This is a genomic window from Phycicoccus jejuensis (genome assembly GCF_044797865.1).
Classification (GTDB): domain Bacteria; phylum Actinomycetota; class Actinomycetes; order Actinomycetales; family Dermatophilaceae; genus Phycicoccus; species Phycicoccus jejuensis.
In genome coordinates this window covers 1217113-1233229 of record NZ_CP085209.1, presented here as the reverse complement: position 1 = coordinate 1233229, position 16117 = coordinate 1217113, and the positions used below count along the sequence as shown (strand labels likewise).

The following is a 16117-nucleotide window of genomic DNA, read 5'->3' as shown; positions in this document are numbered from 1 at the left end:
CTCAGGCCTCCGACTCGGCCAGTCGCGCCATCCGGTCGAGGACCGCCTCGGGCGTCGGCTCCCGCAGCTCGCCGACGACGTGGCCGTCCGCGAGGAAGACGACGCGGTCGGTCCAGCTCGCGGCGCCGGGGTCGTGCGTGACCATGACGACGGTCTGCCCGTGGGTGTCGACCGAGCGGCGCAGGAAGCCGAGCACCTCGGCGCCGGAGGCGGAGTCGAGGTTGCCGGTCGGCTCGTCGGCGAAGACGACGTCGGGACGGCCGACGAGCGCCCGGGCGCACGCGACCCGCTGCTGCTGCCCGCCGGACAGCTCGCCGGGCCGGTGCCCGAGGCGGGTGCGCAGCCCGACCGTGTCGACGACCTCGTCGAACCACGCCTGGTCCGGCTTGCGCCCGGCGATGGCGAGCGGCAGGACGATGTTCTCCTCCGCCGTGAGCGTCGGGACGAGGTTGAACGCCTGGAACACGAACCCGATGCGGTCGCGCCGCAGCTCGGTGAGGCGGCGCTCCTTGAGGGTCGTGAGGTCGACGTCGCCGAGGTACACGTGCCCCGAGGTCGCCGCGTCCAGGCCTGCGGCACAGTGCATCAGCGTCGACTTGCCCGAGCCGGAGCGACCCATGATCGCGGTGAACTCGCCGGCGTGGAGGTCGAGCGTCACGTCGTCGAGCGCGACGACGCGGGTGTCGCCCGAACCGTAGACCTTCGAGAGGTTCTCGACGCGGGCGGCGGGCGGACGGGCCGGCGGGGCGGCGGACGCGCCGGCCGGGCCGGGCTGGGACTCGGCGACGCTCATGGGCCCACGCTAGGCGACGCGGCGGAGACCGCTGCCGCGGGGACCGCGCGGTGGTCCGAGAGGCCGTCGTCGGTGGGCCGCGACGTCACGGCCCCCGGGGCGTCGAGGTGCACCGACCAGACCTCGCGCAGCCAGGGGTGGTCGTGGTCGGCGCCCCGGACCATCCCGGTGACCCACGTGAGGTCCAGCCCGTCCGGCAGCACCCGGCACAGGGCGACGTTGTTGTCGAACCACGGCCCCTCGGTGACCGTCCACGGGTACGCGGGGTCGGGCACGCGCCGCGAGGCCGACGCGAGCAGGCGCATCGGCCGCACGAGGGAGCGGGTGAGCATCGAGATGACGACACGCACCCCGCGCGGCATCGGGTTGCGGATCGGCGAGCACACCGCCTGGACGATGCGCGAGCGCGCACCGTGGCCGGCGGCGTCGGTGACCTCGGCGAGGTAGGAGTTGTGGACGTCGCCCGAGAGGAAGGTGACGGTCTCGGGGGCCGGCCCGCGGTGGCCGCGCGCGAGGTCCATCACCATCTCGAAGACCTCGTCGAAGCCGGAGTTGAACGCGGCCCAGTGCTCGAGGTCGACGACCCGGCGCACGCGTTCGGCCGCGTGCGCCGCCCGGCGCCCGTACGCGCCCTGCGCCACCGCCTCGTCGATGGCCTCGAAGTCGTGCAGGCCGGGCGGCAGGAGGAAGGGCAGGGACGTGCCGACGAAGACGTGCCGGTACCCGCCGCGCAGCGTCGCGTCGAGCCACCGCGTCTCGGTCGCGTCGAGCATCGAGCGACGGTCGGGCTCGAGGTGGCGGGCGGCGCGGGAGTCGAGGACGACGAGCAGGCAGTCGCCGAGCTCCCGCACGTGGCTCCAGCGGTAGGTCTCGGGCTCGGCGTCGGCCCGGGCGGCCAGCGCGTCGAGCGTCGCCGTGAGGTCGAGCTCGTCCTCGACGGCGCTGGAGCCGCGCGCCGCGTGGTCGGCGGCGTGCTTGAGGACAAGCCGGAACGCCTCCTCCTGCGCGAGCTCGGCCGGCGAGAGGTTGCCGATGTGCTGGTGCACCCAGTACGAGGCGAGGCCCGAGACGATCCGCTCCTGCCACCACGTCGTCGCCCGCATCTCGCGGCGCCAGGACCACGAGGTGTTCCAGTCGTCGCGGATGTCGTGGTCGTCGAAGATCATCGCCGACGGCACGGTCGAGAGCAGCCAGCGGATGACCGGCTCGACCCACGTGATCCGGTAGAGCTCGTCGTACTCCGCGTAGTCCTTGATCTCCTCGAACGGCGGCTCGTCGAGGCTGCGCCGCGCGCGCATGAACGCCTCGAGCTCGGGGTGGGGCGTCGTGTCGGCGTACACCTGGTCGCCGAGGAGGACGAGCAGGTCGGGCCAGCCGGCCTCCGGCACGTCGCGCAGCGTCACCGCGAGGCTGCGCAGGGCGTCGACGCCGTGGCGCCGCACACCCTCGTCGTCGTGCGTGCCCGTCGTGCGACAGGAGCCGAAGGCGAAGTGCGGCATCCGGGCGGGGTCGAGGGTGCGGATGCGGCTCGGCGGTGCGCCGTCGAGGGGCCAGACGCGCTCGTCGTCGACGAGCAGCTCGTACGGGTCGTCGGTGCCGGGCTCGAGGCCGTCGCAGACGACGAGTGCGTAGTGCGACCCGTGGACGCGGAAGGTGGGCGCGCTCCAGCGGCGACCGTCGCGCACGACGGTGACCGTGGCGGCCGCGGCGGTGCGGACCCAGATGGTCGCGGAGACGTCGTCGACGTGGCGGAGCAGCGGGCCGAGGACGAGGGGGTGGGCCTCACCGGGCTCGGGGTGGCTCATGGCCTCATCCTGCCGTCCGAGGCTGGGCGTCGGCTGTGGGTGAGCACCCCGGCCGACCCCCGTCCACCCCTGACGCGGGCCCGGGGAGGGTGGGACGCCGACGGGCGGCCCTCCCGGAGGAGGACCGCCCGTCGGTCGTGACCCGTGGTGCGTCAGGGACTCAGAAGCCCATGCCGCCCATGTCGTCGCCGCCGCCCGGCATGGCCGGAGCGGCCTTCTCGGGCTTGTCGGCGATGACGGCCTCGGTCGTGAGGAACAGCGCCGCGATGGACGCCGCGTTCTGCAGCGCCGAGCGGGTGACCTTCGCCGGGTCGATGACGCCCGCCGACACGAGGTCGACGTACTCACCGGTGGCGGCGTTCAGGCCCCAGCCCGACTCGAGGTTGCTGACCTTCTCCGCGACGACCCCGCCCTCGAGACCGGCGTTGATCGCGATCTGCTTGAGCGGCGCCTCGATGGCGACCTTGACGATGTTCGCCCCGGTGGCCTCGTCACCCTGGAGGTCGAGGGACGCGAACGCCTTGGCCCCGGCCTGGATGAGGGCGACGCCACCACCGGCGACGATGCCCTCCTCGACGGCGGCCTTCGCGTTGCGGACGGCGTCCTCGATGCGGTGCTTGCGCTCCTTGAGCTCGACCTCGGTGGCCGCGCCCGCCTTGATGACGGCGACGCCGCCGGCGAGCTTGGCGAGGCGCTCCTGGAGCTTCTCGCGGTCGTAGTCCGAGTCGGTCTTCTCGATCTCGGCGCGGATCTGGTTGACACGACCCTGGATCTGGTCGTTGTCACCGGCACCCTCGACGATCGTCGTCTCGTCCTTGGTGACGACGACCTTGCGGGCGCGGCCGAGGAGCGAGAGGTCCGCGGTGTCGAGCTTGAGGCCGACCTCCTCGGAGATGACCTGGCCACCGGTGAGGATGGCGATGTCGCCGAGCATGGCCTTGCGGCGGTCGCCGAAGCCCGGGGCCTTGACGGCGACGGACTTGAAGGTGCCGCGGATCTTGTTGACCACGAGCGTGCTCAAGGCCTCGCCGTCGACGTCCTCGGAGATGACGAGGAGCGGCTTGCCGGACTGCATGACCTTCTCGAGGAGGGGCAGCAGGTCCTTGATCGAGCCGATCTTGGAGTTCGCGATGAGGACGTACGGGTCCTCGAGCACGGCCTCCATGCGCTCGGTGTCGGTGACGAAGTAGTGGCTGATGTAGCCCTTGTCGAAGCGCATGCCCTCGGTGAGCTCGAGCTCGAGGCCGAAGGTGTTGCTCTCCTCGACGGTGATGACACCCTCCTTGCCGACCTTGTCCATGGCCTCGGCGATCATCTCGCCGATCTGGGGGTCAGCAGCGGAGATCGAGGCCGTGGCAGCGATCTGCTCCTTGGTCTCGACGTCCTTGGCGTTGGCGAGCAGCTCGTCGGAGACGGCGCGGACGGCCTTCTCGATGCCGCGCTTGAGTGCCATCGGGTTGGCCCCGGCGGCGACGTTGCGCAGGCCCTCGCGGACGAGCGCCTGGGCGAGGACGGTGGCCGTCGTCGTGCCGTCACCGGCGACGTCGTCGGTCTTCTTCGCGACCTCCTTGACCAGCTCGGCGCCGATCTTCTCGTACGGGTCGTCGAGCTCGATCTCCTTGGCGATCGAGACACCGTCGTTGGTGATCGTGGGGGCGCCCCACTTCTTCTCCAGGACGACGTTGCGGCCCTTCGGACCGAGGGTCACCTTGACGGCGTCGGCGAGGGTGTTCATGCCTCGCTCGAGACCGCGGCGTGCCTCCTCGTCGAAAGCGATGATCTTGGCCATTCGGGTGGTTCCTCCCACGCGAATCGATGGTGGGACCGGGCGGTGCCCGCGACGGACGGGCCGGGGCCGCGGCTCACGTCACCGTCGGCGCACCTGCCCTCACCGGACCGGTCTGTTCTGTCACTCTCATGATGAGAGTGCTAATGGTCATTATTGGCACTCTCGGGGGGAGAGTGCAAACGCTCACCGGCGGCCCGGGCCGGGCGCGAGCATCAGAGCGCGGGGTCGGCCCCGTCGAGGTGGACGCGGAGCGAGGCGTCGGCCTCCGAGGCCACCGGGTCCTCGAGGTCGGCGACGAAGACGGCGACCGCCTCGCGGGCCGGGTTGCCGTCCAGCTCGGCGAGGACCTCGCGCCACGCGGCGAGGTTGGGGTGCGGCAGGTCCGTGCACGCCTCGGCCGGAGCCAGCGACTCGACGGCCGCCGCGAGGTCCGAGCGCGACAGGGGCAGGGTGGCGGTCGAGCCGTCGTGGCCGAGCACCGTCGCGAGGACGACCGTCGCGAGGGCCGGCCGGCCGCCGGGCGTCGCCGTGACGTGCGGGAAGAGCCAGTCCGGCGTCGAGGAGGCCGGTGACAGCCCCACGGCGTGCGCGGCCGGCTCCCGCCATCCGTCGATGCGCTCGACGAGGTGCGCGCGGATCGCGGCGAGTCCGTCCGGGGTGCTCCAGTCCAGGTCGCTCATCACCCCATCCTGACAAAGCGGATGCCCCGGCGCCGCCCCACGCGCCCCGGGAGCCGCAGCAGTCCCGCCGCGCCGGGTGAACAACGGGTGAACGACGGGCCCCGTCTTGGTGAAGCCGGGGTTGCCGCCTCACACTGGTGCCTCGTGGACGCAGCGACCCTCATCCTCGTGCTCGTCATCGTGACGGCCCTGGCCTTCGACTTCACGAACGGCTTCCACGACACGGCCAACGCGATGGCGGCGTCGATCTCCACCGGGGCCCTCGCGCCCAAGGTGGCGGTCGGCCTCAGCGCGGTGCTCAACCTCGTCGGCGCCTTCCTCTCCGTCGAGGTGGCCCTCACCGTGTCGAACGCCGTCATCAAGATCCAGGACAAGAGCGGGGCCCCACGGCCCGAGCTCCTGACCGACGGCGGTGAGGCGCTGCTGCTCATCGTGCTCGCCGGCCTCGTCGGCGGCATCGTCTGGAACCTCTTCACCTGGCTGCTCGGCCTGCCCTCGAGCTCCTCGCACGCCCTCCTCGGCGGGCTGACCGGCGCCGGCGCCGCGGGGCTCGGCCTCGCGGGCGTCAAGTGGAGCGGCGACGGGACCAAGCTCGACGGCGTCGTCGGCAAGATCCTCCTGCCCTCCCTGCTCTCCCCCGCCGTCGCGCTCGTCGTCGCGTTCATCGGGTGCTGGCTCGTGCACCGGATCACCGCCTCGGTGATGGACCGGCTCAACGAGCGGTACTTCCGCTGGGGCCAGATCGGCAGCGCCTCGCTCGTCTCGCTCGCGCACGGCACGAACGACGCCCAGAAGACGATGGGCGTCATGACCCTCGCCCTCATCGCGAGCGGCCACTGGGACCGCACCGACGCCGTCCCGATCTGGGTCAAGGTGAGCGCCGCGACGGCCATCGCCCTCGGCACGTACATCGGCGGCTGGCGGATCATCCGCACGCTCGGCAAGGGCCTGGTCGACATCACGCCGCGCCAGGGCCTCTCGAGCGACGGCGCCACCGCCGCCGTCCTCCTCGCCTCGAGCCACCTCGGGTTCGCCCTCTCGACCACCCACGTCGCCACCGGCTCGGTCCTCGGTGGCGGGCTCGGCCGCGGCACCCACGTGCGCTGGTCCACCGCCGGTCGGATGGTCGTCGCCTGGGCGCTGACCTTCCCCATCGCCGCCGGGATGGGCGCGCTCATGTGGTGGGTCGGGCACACGCTCGGCGGCGCGCCCGGTGCGCTGCTCGTCTTCGCGATCCTCTGCGCCGCGTCCCTGTTCATGTACCTGCGCTCCAAGCGCGAGCACGTCGGGGCCCACAACGTCACCGAGGAGTGGGGTGCGACGGGCGGCGAGCCCGCGGCCACCACCCCGGCCCCCACCAAGACCCCGACCCGCTGACGGAGAGGACCGACCACCATGCGCAGCATCCAGCTCGCCCTCGAGGGCGCCGGCAACGTCCTGATCGTCGGCCTGCTCTTCGGGGCCGGCCTGCCCGTGATCTACGCCCTCGCCATGCGCGCGCTCGTCGTCGGCGCCGACGAGGCCCCGGACGGTAGCGTGCGGTACTCGCCGCTCGGACGGGCCGTCGCCGGGCTGCTCGTCGGGGTCATCGTCGCCGGGATCGTGCTCGGCCTCGTGCTCATCGTCGCGAGCGGCTTCGGGAAGGCCGTGAGCTTCGAGCACGTGTTCCCGACCATCGTCGACAAGAAGTGAGTCCCGCCATGCCGCAGCTGTCGCACTCGGTGATCGCCCACATCCGGGCCGGTTTCCCCGACGGCGTCCCCGACGCCGAGGCGGCCGCCCTCGGCGCGGTCCTCCAGGAGCAGCTGGGCACGCACGCCGCGCACGACGTCCTGCGCAAGCTGGCCGGCGAGAAGCTGCTCTCACGCAAGGCCGTCCGGGCCCTCGTCCCCGAGGACGAGCAGGTCCGCCAGGTCAGCGCCAAGCTCGTCCTCGGCGGCTGGCCGCTCGGTGGCATGGACGAGGAGGAGGACGAGGCCCCGCCGCGCGAGGGCAGCCCGCTCGCCCGCATCGTCAACTGGCTGCGCGAGGGCTACCCGGGCGGCGTGCCCGAGCACGACTACGTGCCGCTGCTCGCGCTCCTCGAGCGCCGCCTGACCCGTTCCGAGGTCAAGAAGATCGCCAAGGCGCTGCGCCGGGCCGACGTCAGCCCCGCCGGGCCGTCGGACATCGCCGCCGCCATCACCGAGTACACGCACGCCGACCCCAGCGAGAAGGACCTGCGCCGGGTGCGCGACCAGCTGGCCAAGAAGGGCTGGCCGGTCGAGTTCCCCGACCCCGACCTCCCCTGACGCCGGGCCCTCACCCCGTCGAGTGAACAGGACACGCCGCCTGCGCCCCCGCGCACGCGGCGTGTCCTGTTCACTCGACGGGTGGGACGGCGCGGACTGCCGGGTGGGACGGCGCTGCGCGGGAGGGGCCGGACAGCAGAGATGCCCGTCCGGCTTCCCTCACGGACGGGCATCTCTGGTTCTGGGGGTCTCCCGGCTCAGGGCTCCATGCCGAGGCGGCGGGCCGAGCGGGCGCGCTGGCGGCTGGCGCGCAGGCGCCGCAGCCGCTTGACGAGCATCGGGTCGTGCGCGAGGGCCACCGGGTTGTCGATGAGCCCGTTGAGCACCTGGTAGTACCGCGTCGAGCTCATGTCGAAGAGCTCCTTGATGGCCGTCTCCTTGGAGCCGGCGTACTTCCACCACTGCCGCTCGAAGGCGAGCACCTCCCGGTCGCGCTCGGAGAGGTCCGAGGCGCTGACGGCAGGGGTGACCTGTTCGGAGGCGGCACTCACGGTGTGTTCTCGACCCTTCGTCGCGTGTGGCTTCGGCCCTCACTGTAGCCGCGGAATGACACCCGTGTCATTCTGCTCGGCGCGTCCCGCGGCGTGTCGGCTGGACACCTCCCGTGCGGCCCGACTCACGAGTCACACGTGACCCACGGCCCCCAGCGGACCCGGTCGACCGACCGACCGGTCAGGCCATCGTGTCGAGGATGTCCCGGATGTCGTCCTCGGTCGTCGCCGGGTTGACCACGGCGAAGCGCGCCAGCGTCTCGCCCTCGTGCGTCGTCGGGACGACGAACGCGAACTCGTCGGCGAGCATCCGGTCCGACCACGCCTGGTAGTCGGCCGGCGACCACCCGAGGCGCCGGAAGACGACGACCGAGAGGTCGCGCTCGCGGACGAGCTCGAGCTCCGGCCGCCGCACGATCTCGGCCTCGGCGTAGCGTGCGACGTCGAGGGTCCGCTCGACGGCGGCCGTGTACGCGTCCGTGCCGTTGACGACGAGGGAGAACCAGAACGGCAGGCCGCGCGCCCGGCGGGTCAGTCCCACCGAGTAGTCGGTCGGGTTCCAGTCGGGCGCCTCGGTGAGGACGTCGAGGTAGCCGGCCTTCTGGGTGTGCGCCGCGCGGGCGAGGGCCGGCTCGCGGTAGAGCAGCGCGCAGCAGTCGAAGGGCGCGAAGAGCCACTTGTGCGGGTCGACGATGAAGGAGTCGCAGTGCTCGATGCCCGCGTAGAGGTCGCGCACCGACGGGGCGGCGAGCCCGGCGCCGCCGTAGGCACCGTCGACGTGGAACCAGATGTCGTGCTCGCGGCAGACCTCGGCGACCGACGCGAGGTCGTCGACGATGCCGAAGTTCGTCGTGCCGGCGGTCGCGACGACCGCGAAGAACGTCTCCGGGCCGTGCTCCTCGAGGGCGCGTCGCAGCGCCGGGCCGGTCAGCCGTCCGGCCTCGTCGGCGGGCACCCCGACGAGCTCGGCGTCCATCACCTCGCAGGCCGACGCGATGGAGCTGTGCGCCCCGGCGGTGGCCGCCACCCGCCACGGGCGCTGGCCGGCCGCCGCGCGGTGGCGGGCCGTCGCGCGCGCCGCGACGAGCGCCGACAGGTTGCCGATCGTGCCGCCGGGGACGAACACGCCGCCGGCGCCCTCGGGCATCCCCACGAGGTCGGCGATCCAGCGCAGGGCCTGGTTCTCGGCCCACACCGCGCCGGACCCCTCGAGCCACGACCCGGCGTAGATCGACGACGCGCCGACGACGAGGTCGAAGACGACCGAGGCGTCGCTCGGCGCGCACGGGATGAAGGAGAGATAGCGGGGGTGGTCGACCGACAGGCAGGCCGGCGCGAGCTCGTCGGCGAAGATCCGCATCGCCTCGGAGCCGCCGAGGCCGCCCGCGGTGACCGTGCGGCCGAGCGCGGCGTCGAGGTCCTCCTGGGTCCGCACGCGGTCCAGCGGCGGCTCCATCCGGATGCGTTCCTCCGCGTACGCGGTGACGGCGTCGAGGAGGGCCGCGAGCTCCTCGTGGGCGTTCGGGGAGTAGGGGGTGGTGGGGTGCACGGGCGGGAGTCTAGGAGGCCGCGCGGCCGAGCAGGAGCGCCTGCAGGTCGGCGACCTCGTCGACGAGCGCCGTGGGGCCCTGGGCCGCGAGCGCCGCACGGTCGCCGGCGCCCCACGTGACGGCGACTGCGTCCATCCCGGCGGCCTGCGCGGCCTGCACGTCGACCGTCGCGTCGCCGACGTAGACGCAGCGGGCCGGGTCGACGCCGAGCACGGTCGCGCCACGCAGGAGGGGGTCCGGGGCGGGCTTGTGCCGGTCGGTGTCCTCGAGGCCGGCGACGACCTCGACGAGGTGGTCGATGCCGACGCCCTCGAGCGCGAGCCGGGCGGTCTCCTGGCGCTTCGAGGTGACGACGGCGGTCGTCACGCCGGCCGCGTGCAGGGCCTCGAGCAGCTCGGGGACGCCCTCGTAGCGGCGGATGAGCCGGCCGGTGTTCGCGAGGTTCCACTCGCGGTAGGTCGCGTCGAGCGCTTGGCCGTGCTCGGGGCTCTCCTCGAGCAGCGCCTCGAGCAGCGGCCGGCCGATCCACGCGCGCGCCCGCGTCTCCTCGACCTCCTCGCCGAGCACCGACCGGAAGGCGTGCTGGTAGGAGGCGACGATGAGCGGGATCGTGTCGGCGAGGGTGCCGTCGAGGTCGAAGAGGACGGTCGGCCAGGGCGGGGTCGCGGTCACCGGTCCAGTCTGACGGGGCGGCGTCGCGGGCCGGACGGCGGTCCACCCCCGGCCGCCACCCCCGTCGAGACCCACCCTCTCGCAGCCCCTTCCCGACTTCTTGCGAGTTCCGCCGCTCGACGCGCCGTTCCGGGGCGTGTCGAGCGGCGGAACTCGCAGTCAGTGGGACGGAGCGACGGCCGGGACCCCGAGCTCGTCGAGGAGCGCGAGCACCCGCGTCCGGATCTCGTCGCGCACGCCGCGCACCATCCCGATGCCCTGGCCGGCCGGGTCGTCGAGCACCCAGTCCTCGTAGCGGGTGCCCGGGAAGAACGGGCAGGTGTCGCCGCAGCCCATCGTCACGACGACGTCGGACGCCTGCACCGCCTCCGGGGTCAGGATCTTCGGGCGCTCGGCGGCGATGTCGATGCCGACCTCGCGCATCGCCTCGACGGCGACCGGGTTGATGGCGTCGCCGGGAGCGCTGCCGGCCGAGCGGACCTCGACGGCCCCGCCCGAGAGGTGGTGCAGCCAGGCGGCGGCCATCTGGGAGCGACCGGCGTTGTGGACGCAGACGAACAGGACGGACGGGCGGTCAGCCACGGGAGAACCCCTTCCGGAGGGCGAGCGAGACGTAGACGAGCCCGACGAGCACGGGCACCTCGATGAGGGGGCCGACGACGCCCGCGAGCGCCTGCCCGGAGGTCGCGCCGAAGGTCGCGATGGCGACGGCGATGGCGAGCTCGAAGTTGTTGCCGGCCGCGGTGAACGCGAGGGTCGTCGTCCGCGCGTAGCCGAGGCCGAGGCCACGGCCGAGCACGAACCCGCCGCCCCACATGAGGACGAAGTAGGCCAGGAGGGGCAGCGCGATGCGCACGACGTCGAGCGGCCGGCTCGTGACCTGCTCACCCTGCAGCGCGAACAGCACGACGATCGTGAAGAGCAGTCCGTACAGCGCCCACGGGCCGATGCGCGGCAAGAACGAGCGCTCGTAGGCGTCTCTCCCCCAGCGCTGCTCGCCGAGCCGACGGGAGAGGTAGCCGAGTACGAGCGGGATGCCGAGGAAGACCAGCACCGACCGGGCGATGTCCCAGGCCGACACGTCGAGGGCGGTCTGCTGCAGGCCGAGCCACCCCGGCAGCACCGACAGGTAGAACCAGCCGAGGCCGGCGAACGCGACCACCTGGAAGACCGAGTTGAGCGCGACGAGCACGGCCGCGGCCTCCCGGTCGCCGCAGGCGAGGTCGTTCCAGATGACGACCATCGCGATGCAGCGCGCGAGCCCGACGACGATCAGCCCGGTGCGGTACTCGGGCAGGTCGGGCAGCAGCAGCCACGCGAGCGTGAACATCAGCGCCGGGCCGAGCACCCAGTTGAGGACGAGGCTCGCGACGAGCATCCGCCGGTCACCGGTCACGGTGTCGAGCCGGTCGTAGCGGACCTTGGCCAGCACCGGGTACATCATGACGAGCAGGCCGAGGGCGATCGGCAGCGAGACGCCGTCGACCTCGACGGCCGAGAGGCCCTCGCCGAGGCCGGGGACGAGGCGCCCGAGCAGGAGGCCGGCGACCATCGCGAGGCCGACCCAGACGGGGAGCAGCCGGTCGAGGGTCGACAGCCGGGCGGCGCCCGCGGGGGCGGGCGCCGGGGCGTCGGTGGGGACCGTCACGGGCAGCAGGTCCCCTCGGCGCCGAGCACCTCGAGGCTGGCCGTCGCGGGCCGGCCGTCGGCCGGGTTCTCGTCCTTGACGGTGTAGACCTCCCACGGGGCGCCGGCCGGGTCGTGGACCCACACCTTGTCCTGGAGGGCGTAGCAGCACGTCGTGTCGTCCTCGTCGACGGCCGCGAGCCCCGCGGCCGAGAACCGCTCGCGCGCCGCGGCGACCTCGTCGGTCGAGCCGACCTCGACCCCGAGGTGGTTGAGCGCGCCGGCGGTGCCGGTGCCGCGCGTGGCCTCGCTCGTCTCGATGAGGACGAGCTTGAGCGGCGGCTGCTCGACGGCGAAGTTGGCGTACCCCGGGCGGCGCTTGTGCGGAGGCACCCCGAACATCGCCGAGTAGAAGGCGACCGACGCCTCGAGGTCGCTGACGTTGAGGGCGAGCTGCACGCGGCCGGTGGGCGGCGTGGTGGGGCCGGCGGTCATGGGGGCACCTTCCGGGAGGGGTCTGGCATCGACGGACGTCGATGGGTACAGCGTGGACCACGGCATCGACGTGTGTCAATATGGGGGCCTGTCGATCCAGGAGGTCCCCGTGCCGGTCCGCGAGCTGCCCCTCACGAGCACCACCGGCGCCTGCTGCGGCATCGGCGTCGCCGGCGGGATGTCCCGTGCGGACGCCGAGCGCAGCGCGAGCCTCCTCAAGGCGGTCGCCGACCCGGTACGTCTGCGGCTGGTCAGCGCCATCCGGGCGACCGAGGCCGGCGAGGCGTGCGTCTGCGACCTCACCGACCTCGTGGGCCTCGCCCAGCCGACGGTGTCGCACCACCTCAAGGTGCTGACGGACGCCGGCCTGCTCGAGCGCGAGCGCCGCGGCTCGTGGGCCTGGTACCGCCTCGTGCCGGAGCGCCTCGCCGAGGTCCGCGGCATCCTCGCCTGACCGGACCCGGGCGGGTGCTCCCGGCGGGCCACCAGCCGGCGCGTACTAGCGTGGGGCCGATGTCCTCCGCGCCCTCCCCGAGCCCCGCCCGGCCGCTGCACGAGCTGGTCCACCCCTCGTGGGCACGGGCCCTGGCCCCGGTCGAGGACACCGTCGCCCGGCTCGGCGAGTTCCTCCGCGGCGAGGTCGCCGCCGGCCGCGGCTACCTGCCGGGCGGCCCCCACGTCCTGCGCGCCTTCCAGCAGCCGCTCGACGCCGTGCGCGTGCTCGTCGTCGGCCAGGACCCCTACCCGACGCCTGGGCACGCGATGGGCCTGTCCTTCTCCGTCGAGCCCGACGTGCGCCCGGTGCCGAAGAGCCTGGTCAACATCTACAAGGAGATGGAGACCGACCTCGGCCTGCCCCGACCGGAGACCGGCGACCTCACGCCGTGGGCCGACCAGGGCGTCCTCCTGCTCAACCGCGTGCTCACCGTGACCCCCGGCAAGCCGGCCAGCCACCGCGGCCGCGGCTGGGAGGAGGTGACCGGCCGGGCCATCGACGCGCTGACCGAGCGCGGCGGACCCCTCGTCGCGATCCTCTGGGGCCGCGACGCCCGCTCGCTCGCGCCGCACCTGACCGGCGCGGGCATCCCCTGCCTGGAGTCCGCCCACCCGAGCCCGCTGTCGGCGCACGGCGGGTTCTTCGGCTCGCGCCCGTTCTCGCGCGCCAACGCCCTGCTCACCGAGGCCGGCGCCGCGCCGGTCGACTGGAGGCTCACGTGACCACCCACCCCGCCGAGCGCCGGGTCTGGACCCGCTACGTCGCCATCGGCGACTCCTTCACGGAAGGGATGTCCGACCCCGACCCCGACCGCCCGGACGCCTTCGTCGGCTGGGCCGACCGGCTCGCCCACGCCCTCGACGGCGTCGCCGAGGCCGAGCACCTGCCCTTCGGGTACGCCAACCTCGCGGTGCGCGGGCGCACGCTCTCGGACGTCGTCGGCCCGCAGCTCGACGCCGCCCTGCAGATGTCCCCCGACCTCGTCTCGATGGTCGGCGGGGGCAACGACCTGCTGCGCCCCAGCGTCGACCTCGACTCCCTCGCCTCCCGCCTCGAGGACGCGGTGGTGCGCCTGCGGGCCGCCGGCGCCGACGTCCTGCTCGCCACGCCCACCGACACCCGCGACGCCGGCCTCTTCCGCGCGCTGCGCGGCCGGCACGCCGTCCACGCCGCGAACATCTTCACGATCGCGCAGGACCACGGCTGCCACGTCCTCAACCTCTGGGGGATGCGGGCGCTGCGCGACTGGCGGATGTGGTCCGAGGACCGCATCCACCTGACGACCGAGGGCCACCGCCGCGTCGCGCTCGCCGCCCTCACGGCGCTCGGCCACGAGACCGACACCGCCGACTGGACCACTCCCCTGCCGCCCGCCGACCGGACCTCGCGCTCCGACGAGCTGCGCCAGCACGCCGAGTGGGTCCGCACGCACGCCGCCCCGTGGGTCGAGCGCCGCGTGCGCGGCACGTCGTCCGGCGACGCCCGCACCGCCAAGCGCCCGGAGCTGGTGCGCTTCCGCGACCCGGACGAGGCCCCGACCCCGCACCGGCCGCCCGTCCTCTGACGGCGGGGCGGTCGGTCCGTCCCGGATTTTGTTGGACGTCCAACCACCTCGTTACCCTCGGGGCATGGCTGCGACGAGGCTGATGCCGACCGAGGAGGGTCAGGACCTCATCGACCTGACCCGCGAGATCTGCGACAAGACCCTGCGACCGCAGGTCGACGAGGCCGAGCGCGCCGCCGCCACCGGCGAGCAGTTCCCGACCGAGGTCTTCCGCACGCTCGGCGAGGCGGGGCTGCTCTCGCTCCCCCACCCCGAGGAGCACGGCGGCTACGGGCAGCCCTACGAGGTCTACCTCCAGGTCGTCGAGGAGGTCGCGAGCGCGTGGATGAGCGTCGCCGTCGGCGTCTCGGTCCACTCGCTGACCGCCTACCCGGTCACCGCCTTCGGCACGGCGGAGCAGCAGGCAGCCCTGCTGCCGGGGATGCTCTCGGGCGCGCAGCTCGGCGCCTACTGCCTCTCCGAGCCGCTCGCCGGCTCCGACATCGCGTCGATGACGACCCGGGCCACGCGCGAGGGCGACTCCTACGTGATCCGCGGCCGCAAGGCCTGGATCAGCCACGCCGGCCACGCCGACTACTACACGACCTTCGCCCGCACCTCCGACGACGGCGGCCGCGGCCTGTCGTGCTTCGTCGTCCCGGCCGACGCCGAGGGCCTGTCGTTCGGCACGCCGGAGAAGAAGATGGGCCTGCACTGCGACACCGTGCGCGAGGTGATGTTCGACGACGTCCGCGTCGCGGCCGACCGCCGCATCGGTGACGAGGGCCAGGGGATGGCCATCGCGCTGTCCGCCCTCGACGCAGGCCGGCTGGGCATCGCCGCCGCGAGCACCGGTCTCGCACAGGGCGCGCTGGACCTCGCGGCGTCGTACGCCAAGGAGCGCAAGCAGTTCGGACGCGCCATCGGCGAGTTCCAGGGCCTGTCGTTCCTCCTCGCCGACATGGAGGCCGCGGTGACGAGCGCCCGCGCGACCTACCTGCACGCGGCCCGCCTCAAGGACGCCGGGCGCGCCTTCAGCAAGGAGGCCGCGGTCGCCAAGCTCGTCGCCACCGACGCCGCGATGAAGGTGACCACCGACGCCGTCCAGGTCCTCGGCGGCGCCGGCTACACCCAGGACTTCCCGGCCGAGCGGTTCATGCGCGAGGCGAAGGTGACCCAGATCTTCGAGGGCACCAACCAGATCCAGCGGCTCGTCATCGGGCGGCACGTCCTGCGCTGAGTGGCGGAACCCGTCGGGCCCCCGGCGCGTCCCACCCCCGGACCTCCACCGGAAGGAACCCTCGTGCGCCTCCCCCTCGTCGTCACCGCGGCCCTGACCGCCACCCTGCTCGCCGCCTGCGGCAGCGCCACCGCCCCCGGAGGGGACACCAGCCCCTCCGCGACGGGCAGCAGCACCGGCGCCACCACCCCTCCCCCCGCGACCACGCCCTCCCCCGACCCGACGACGAGCCCCAGCGGCCCCGACCCGTCGAGCGGGCCGACCGTCCCGCCGCCCGCCGACGGTGAGGTCCCCGCCGGTCTCGCCGACCGTCCCGAGGTGAAGGCCGCCATGCAGGACGCCGCCGGCCGCGCGGGCATCGTCGCGGGTGACGTGCGGATCGGCGGGTACCTGCCGGTCACGTGGGCCGACGGCTCGCTCGGCTGCCCGCAGAAGGGCATGGCCTACACGCAGATGACGGTCGAGGGCGAGCTGCTGCTCCTGCGCGTCGACCAGCGCACCATGCAGTACCACGCCCGCCTGGGCGGCCCGTTCACCTACTGCGCCACCCCGAGCGGCAGCTACAGCCCCCGCACGGCGGGCTGACGCCGCCACCTCCCCCGGACGCGGGCGGACCGGGCCATCTCATACGTGGCCCGGTCCGTGG

Annotated in this window: 18 protein-coding genes; 8 read left to right on the top strand and 10 right to left on the bottom strand. The window is 73.5% G+C overall.

The window, feature by feature from the left end; all coding sequences use genetic code 11:
• Position 1: 1 nt before the first annotated feature.
• The 4 genes from LG324_RS05900 to LG324_RS05885 all read right to left on the bottom strand — a co-directional run bounded on the left by LG324_RS05900 (position 2) and on the right by LG324_RS05885 (position 5067).
• Positions 2 to 793, bottom strand: a complete 792-nt coding sequence (locus tag LG324_RS05900) for an ABC transporter ATP-binding protein (RefSeq protein WP_030528627.1) — start codon at positions 791 to 793, stop codon at positions 2 to 4.
• Positions 790 to 2598: an alkaline phosphatase D family protein gene (locus LG324_RS05895; RefSeq protein ID WP_404352470.1), complete on the bottom strand. Its 1809-nt coding sequence runs from the start codon at positions 2596 to 2598 to the stop codon at positions 790 to 792. The genes LG324_RS05900 and LG324_RS05895 overlap by 4 nt, the downstream gene beginning before the upstream one ends.
• Positions 2599 to 2758: 160 nt before the next feature.
• Complete coding sequence (groL, locus tag LG324_RS05890) at positions 2759 to 4387, bottom strand: chaperonin GroEL (protein WP_207024248.1); 1629 nt, start codon at positions 4385 to 4387, stop codon at positions 2759 to 2761.
• Between the two features lie 212 nt (positions 4388 to 4599).
• Positions 4600 to 5067 carry a hypothetical protein gene (locus LG324_RS05885; RefSeq protein ID WP_030528624.1) on the bottom strand — a complete coding sequence of 156 codons (468 nt, stop codon included), beginning with the start codon at positions 5065 to 5067 and terminating at the stop codon, positions 4600 to 4602.
• Positions 5068 to 5211: 144 nt separating this feature from the next.
• Between LG324_RS05885 and LG324_RS05880 the strand changes: the two genes are divergently transcribed.
• The 3 genes from LG324_RS05880 to LG324_RS05870 are packed head-to-tail and all read left to right on the top strand — an operon-like array spanning position 5212 to position 7358.
• Positions 5212 to 6444: an anion permease gene (locus LG324_RS05880; protein ID WP_404352469.1), complete on the top strand. Its 1233-nt coding sequence runs from the start codon at positions 5212 to 5214 to the stop codon at positions 6442 to 6444.
• Between the two features lie 18 nt (positions 6445 to 6462).
• The gene (locus LG324_RS05875; RefSeq protein ID WP_030528622.1) at positions 6463 to 6759 is read left to right on the top strand and encodes a hypothetical protein; all 297 of its coding nucleotides are present in this window, start codon (positions 6463 to 6465) and stop codon (positions 6757 to 6759) included.
• Between the two features lie 8 nt (positions 6760 to 6767).
• Complete coding sequence (locus LG324_RS05870) at positions 6768 to 7358, top strand: DUF3349 domain-containing protein (RefSeq protein ID WP_084696796.1); 591 nt, start codon at positions 6768 to 6770, stop codon at positions 7356 to 7358.
• A 197-nt stretch (positions 7359 to 7555) separates the two neighbouring features.
• Here the strand turns inward: LG324_RS05870 and LG324_RS05865 are convergent, their stop codons facing one another.
• From LG324_RS05865 to LG324_RS05840, 6 genes are all read right to left on the bottom strand, one after another.
• On the bottom strand, positions 7556 to 7849 hold the full coding sequence (locus LG324_RS05865) for a DUF3263 domain-containing protein (RefSeq protein WP_207024256.1): 294 nt from the start codon (positions 7847 to 7849) through the stop codon (positions 7556 to 7558).
• 181 nt (positions 7850 to 8030) lie between these two features.
• The gene (locus LG324_RS05860; RefSeq protein ID WP_404352467.1) at positions 8031 to 9398 is read right to left on the bottom strand and encodes a pyridoxal phosphate-dependent decarboxylase family protein; all 1368 of its coding nucleotides are present in this window, start codon (positions 9396 to 9398) and stop codon (positions 8031 to 8033) included.
• A 10-nt stretch (positions 9399 to 9408) separates the two neighbouring features.
• Entirely contained in the window at positions 9409 to 10071 is a 663-nt protein-coding gene (locus LG324_RS05855; RefSeq protein WP_404352465.1) for an HAD family hydrolase, read from the bottom strand.
• A gap of 159 nt (positions 10072 to 10230) precedes the next feature.
• Positions 10231 to 10653 (bottom strand): arsenate reductase ArsC, encoded by a 423-nt coding sequence (locus LG324_RS05850; RefSeq protein ID WP_404352464.1) that lies wholly within the window; start codon positions 10651 to 10653, stop codon positions 10231 to 10233.
• Entirely contained in the window at positions 10646 to 11719 is a 1074-nt protein-coding gene (gene arsB, locus LG324_RS05845; RefSeq protein ID WP_404352463.1) for an ACR3 family arsenite efflux transporter, read from the bottom strand. Before arsB ends, LG324_RS05850 begins: the two co-directional genes overlap by 8 nt.
• The gene (locus tag LG324_RS05840; RefSeq protein WP_404352462.1) at positions 11716 to 12192 is read right to left on the bottom strand and encodes an ArsI/CadI family heavy metal resistance metalloenzyme; all 477 of its coding nucleotides are present in this window, start codon (positions 12190 to 12192) and stop codon (positions 11716 to 11718) included. The genes arsB and LG324_RS05840 overlap by 4 nt, the downstream gene beginning before the upstream one ends.
• A gap of 52 nt (positions 12193 to 12244) precedes the next feature.
• Between LG324_RS05840 and LG324_RS05835 the strand changes: the two genes are divergently transcribed.
• From LG324_RS05835 to LG324_RS05815, 5 genes are all read left to right on the top strand, one after another.
• Positions 12245 to 12646, top strand: coding sequence for an ArsR/SmtB family transcription factor (locus LG324_RS05835; protein WP_404352461.1), 402 nt, complete (start codon positions 12245 to 12247; stop codon positions 12644 to 12646).
• Between the two features lie 59 nt (positions 12647 to 12705).
• Positions 12706 to 13410 carry a uracil-DNA glycosylase gene (locus tag LG324_RS05830; RefSeq protein WP_404352460.1) on the top strand — a complete coding sequence of 235 codons (705 nt, stop codon included), beginning with the start codon at positions 12706 to 12708 and terminating at the stop codon, positions 13408 to 13410.
• A gap of 68 nt (positions 13411 to 13478) precedes the next feature.
• Entirely contained in the window at positions 13479 to 14252 is a 774-nt protein-coding gene (locus tag LG324_RS05825; RefSeq protein WP_084696807.1) for an SGNH/GDSL hydrolase family protein, read from the top strand.
• Positions 14253 to 14316: 64 nt separating this feature from the next.
• Positions 14317 to 15471, top strand: coding sequence for an acyl-CoA dehydrogenase family protein (locus LG324_RS05820; RefSeq protein ID WP_404352459.1), 1155 nt, complete (start codon positions 14317 to 14319; stop codon positions 15469 to 15471).
• Between the two features lie 63 nt (positions 15472 to 15534).
• Positions 15535 to 16056, top strand: a complete 522-nt coding sequence (locus LG324_RS05815; protein WP_404352458.1) for a hypothetical protein — start codon at positions 15535 to 15537, stop codon at positions 16054 to 16056.
• Positions 16057 to 16117 lie beyond the last annotated feature (61 nt).

Excerpts from the sequence above, each read along its gene's own strand:
- LG324_RS05900 (WP_030528627.1), bottom strand. The coding sequence starts at position 793 with ATGAGCGTCGCCGAGTCCCAGCCCGGCCCGGCCGGCGCGTCCGCCGCC.
- LG324_RS05825 (WP_084696807.1), top strand. The coding sequence starts at position 13,479 with ATGTCCGACCCCGACCCCGACCGCCCGGACGCCTTCGTCGGCTGGGCC.
- LG324_RS05895 (WP_404352470.1), bottom strand. The coding sequence starts at position 2,598 with ATGAGCCACCCCGAGCCCGGTGAGGCCCACCCCCTCGTCCTCGGCCCG.
- groL (WP_207024248.1), bottom strand. The coding sequence starts at position 4,387 with ATGGCCAAGATCATCGCTTTCGACGAGGAGGCACGCCGCGGTCTCGAG.
- LG324_RS05820 (WP_404352459.1), top strand. The coding sequence starts at position 14,317 with ATGGCTGCGACGAGGCTGATGCCGACCGAGGAGGGTCAGGACCTCATC.
- LG324_RS05885 (WP_030528624.1), bottom strand. The coding sequence starts at position 5,067 with ATGAGCGACCTGGACTGGAGCACCCCGGACGGACTCGCCGCGATCCGC.
- LG324_RS05840 (WP_404352462.1), bottom strand. The coding sequence starts at position 12,192 with ATGACCGCCGGCCCCACCACGCCGCCCACCGGCCGCGTGCAGCTCGCC.
- LG324_RS05870 (WP_084696796.1), top strand. The coding sequence starts at position 6,768 with ATGCCGCAGCTGTCGCACTCGGTGATCGCCCACATCCGGGCCGGTTTC.
- LG324_RS05830 (WP_404352460.1), top strand. The coding sequence starts at position 12,706 with ATGTCCTCCGCGCCCTCCCCGAGCCCCGCCCGGCCGCTGCACGAGCTG.
- LG324_RS05875 (WP_030528622.1), top strand. The coding sequence starts at position 6,463 with ATGCGCAGCATCCAGCTCGCCCTCGAGGGCGCCGGCAACGTCCTGATC.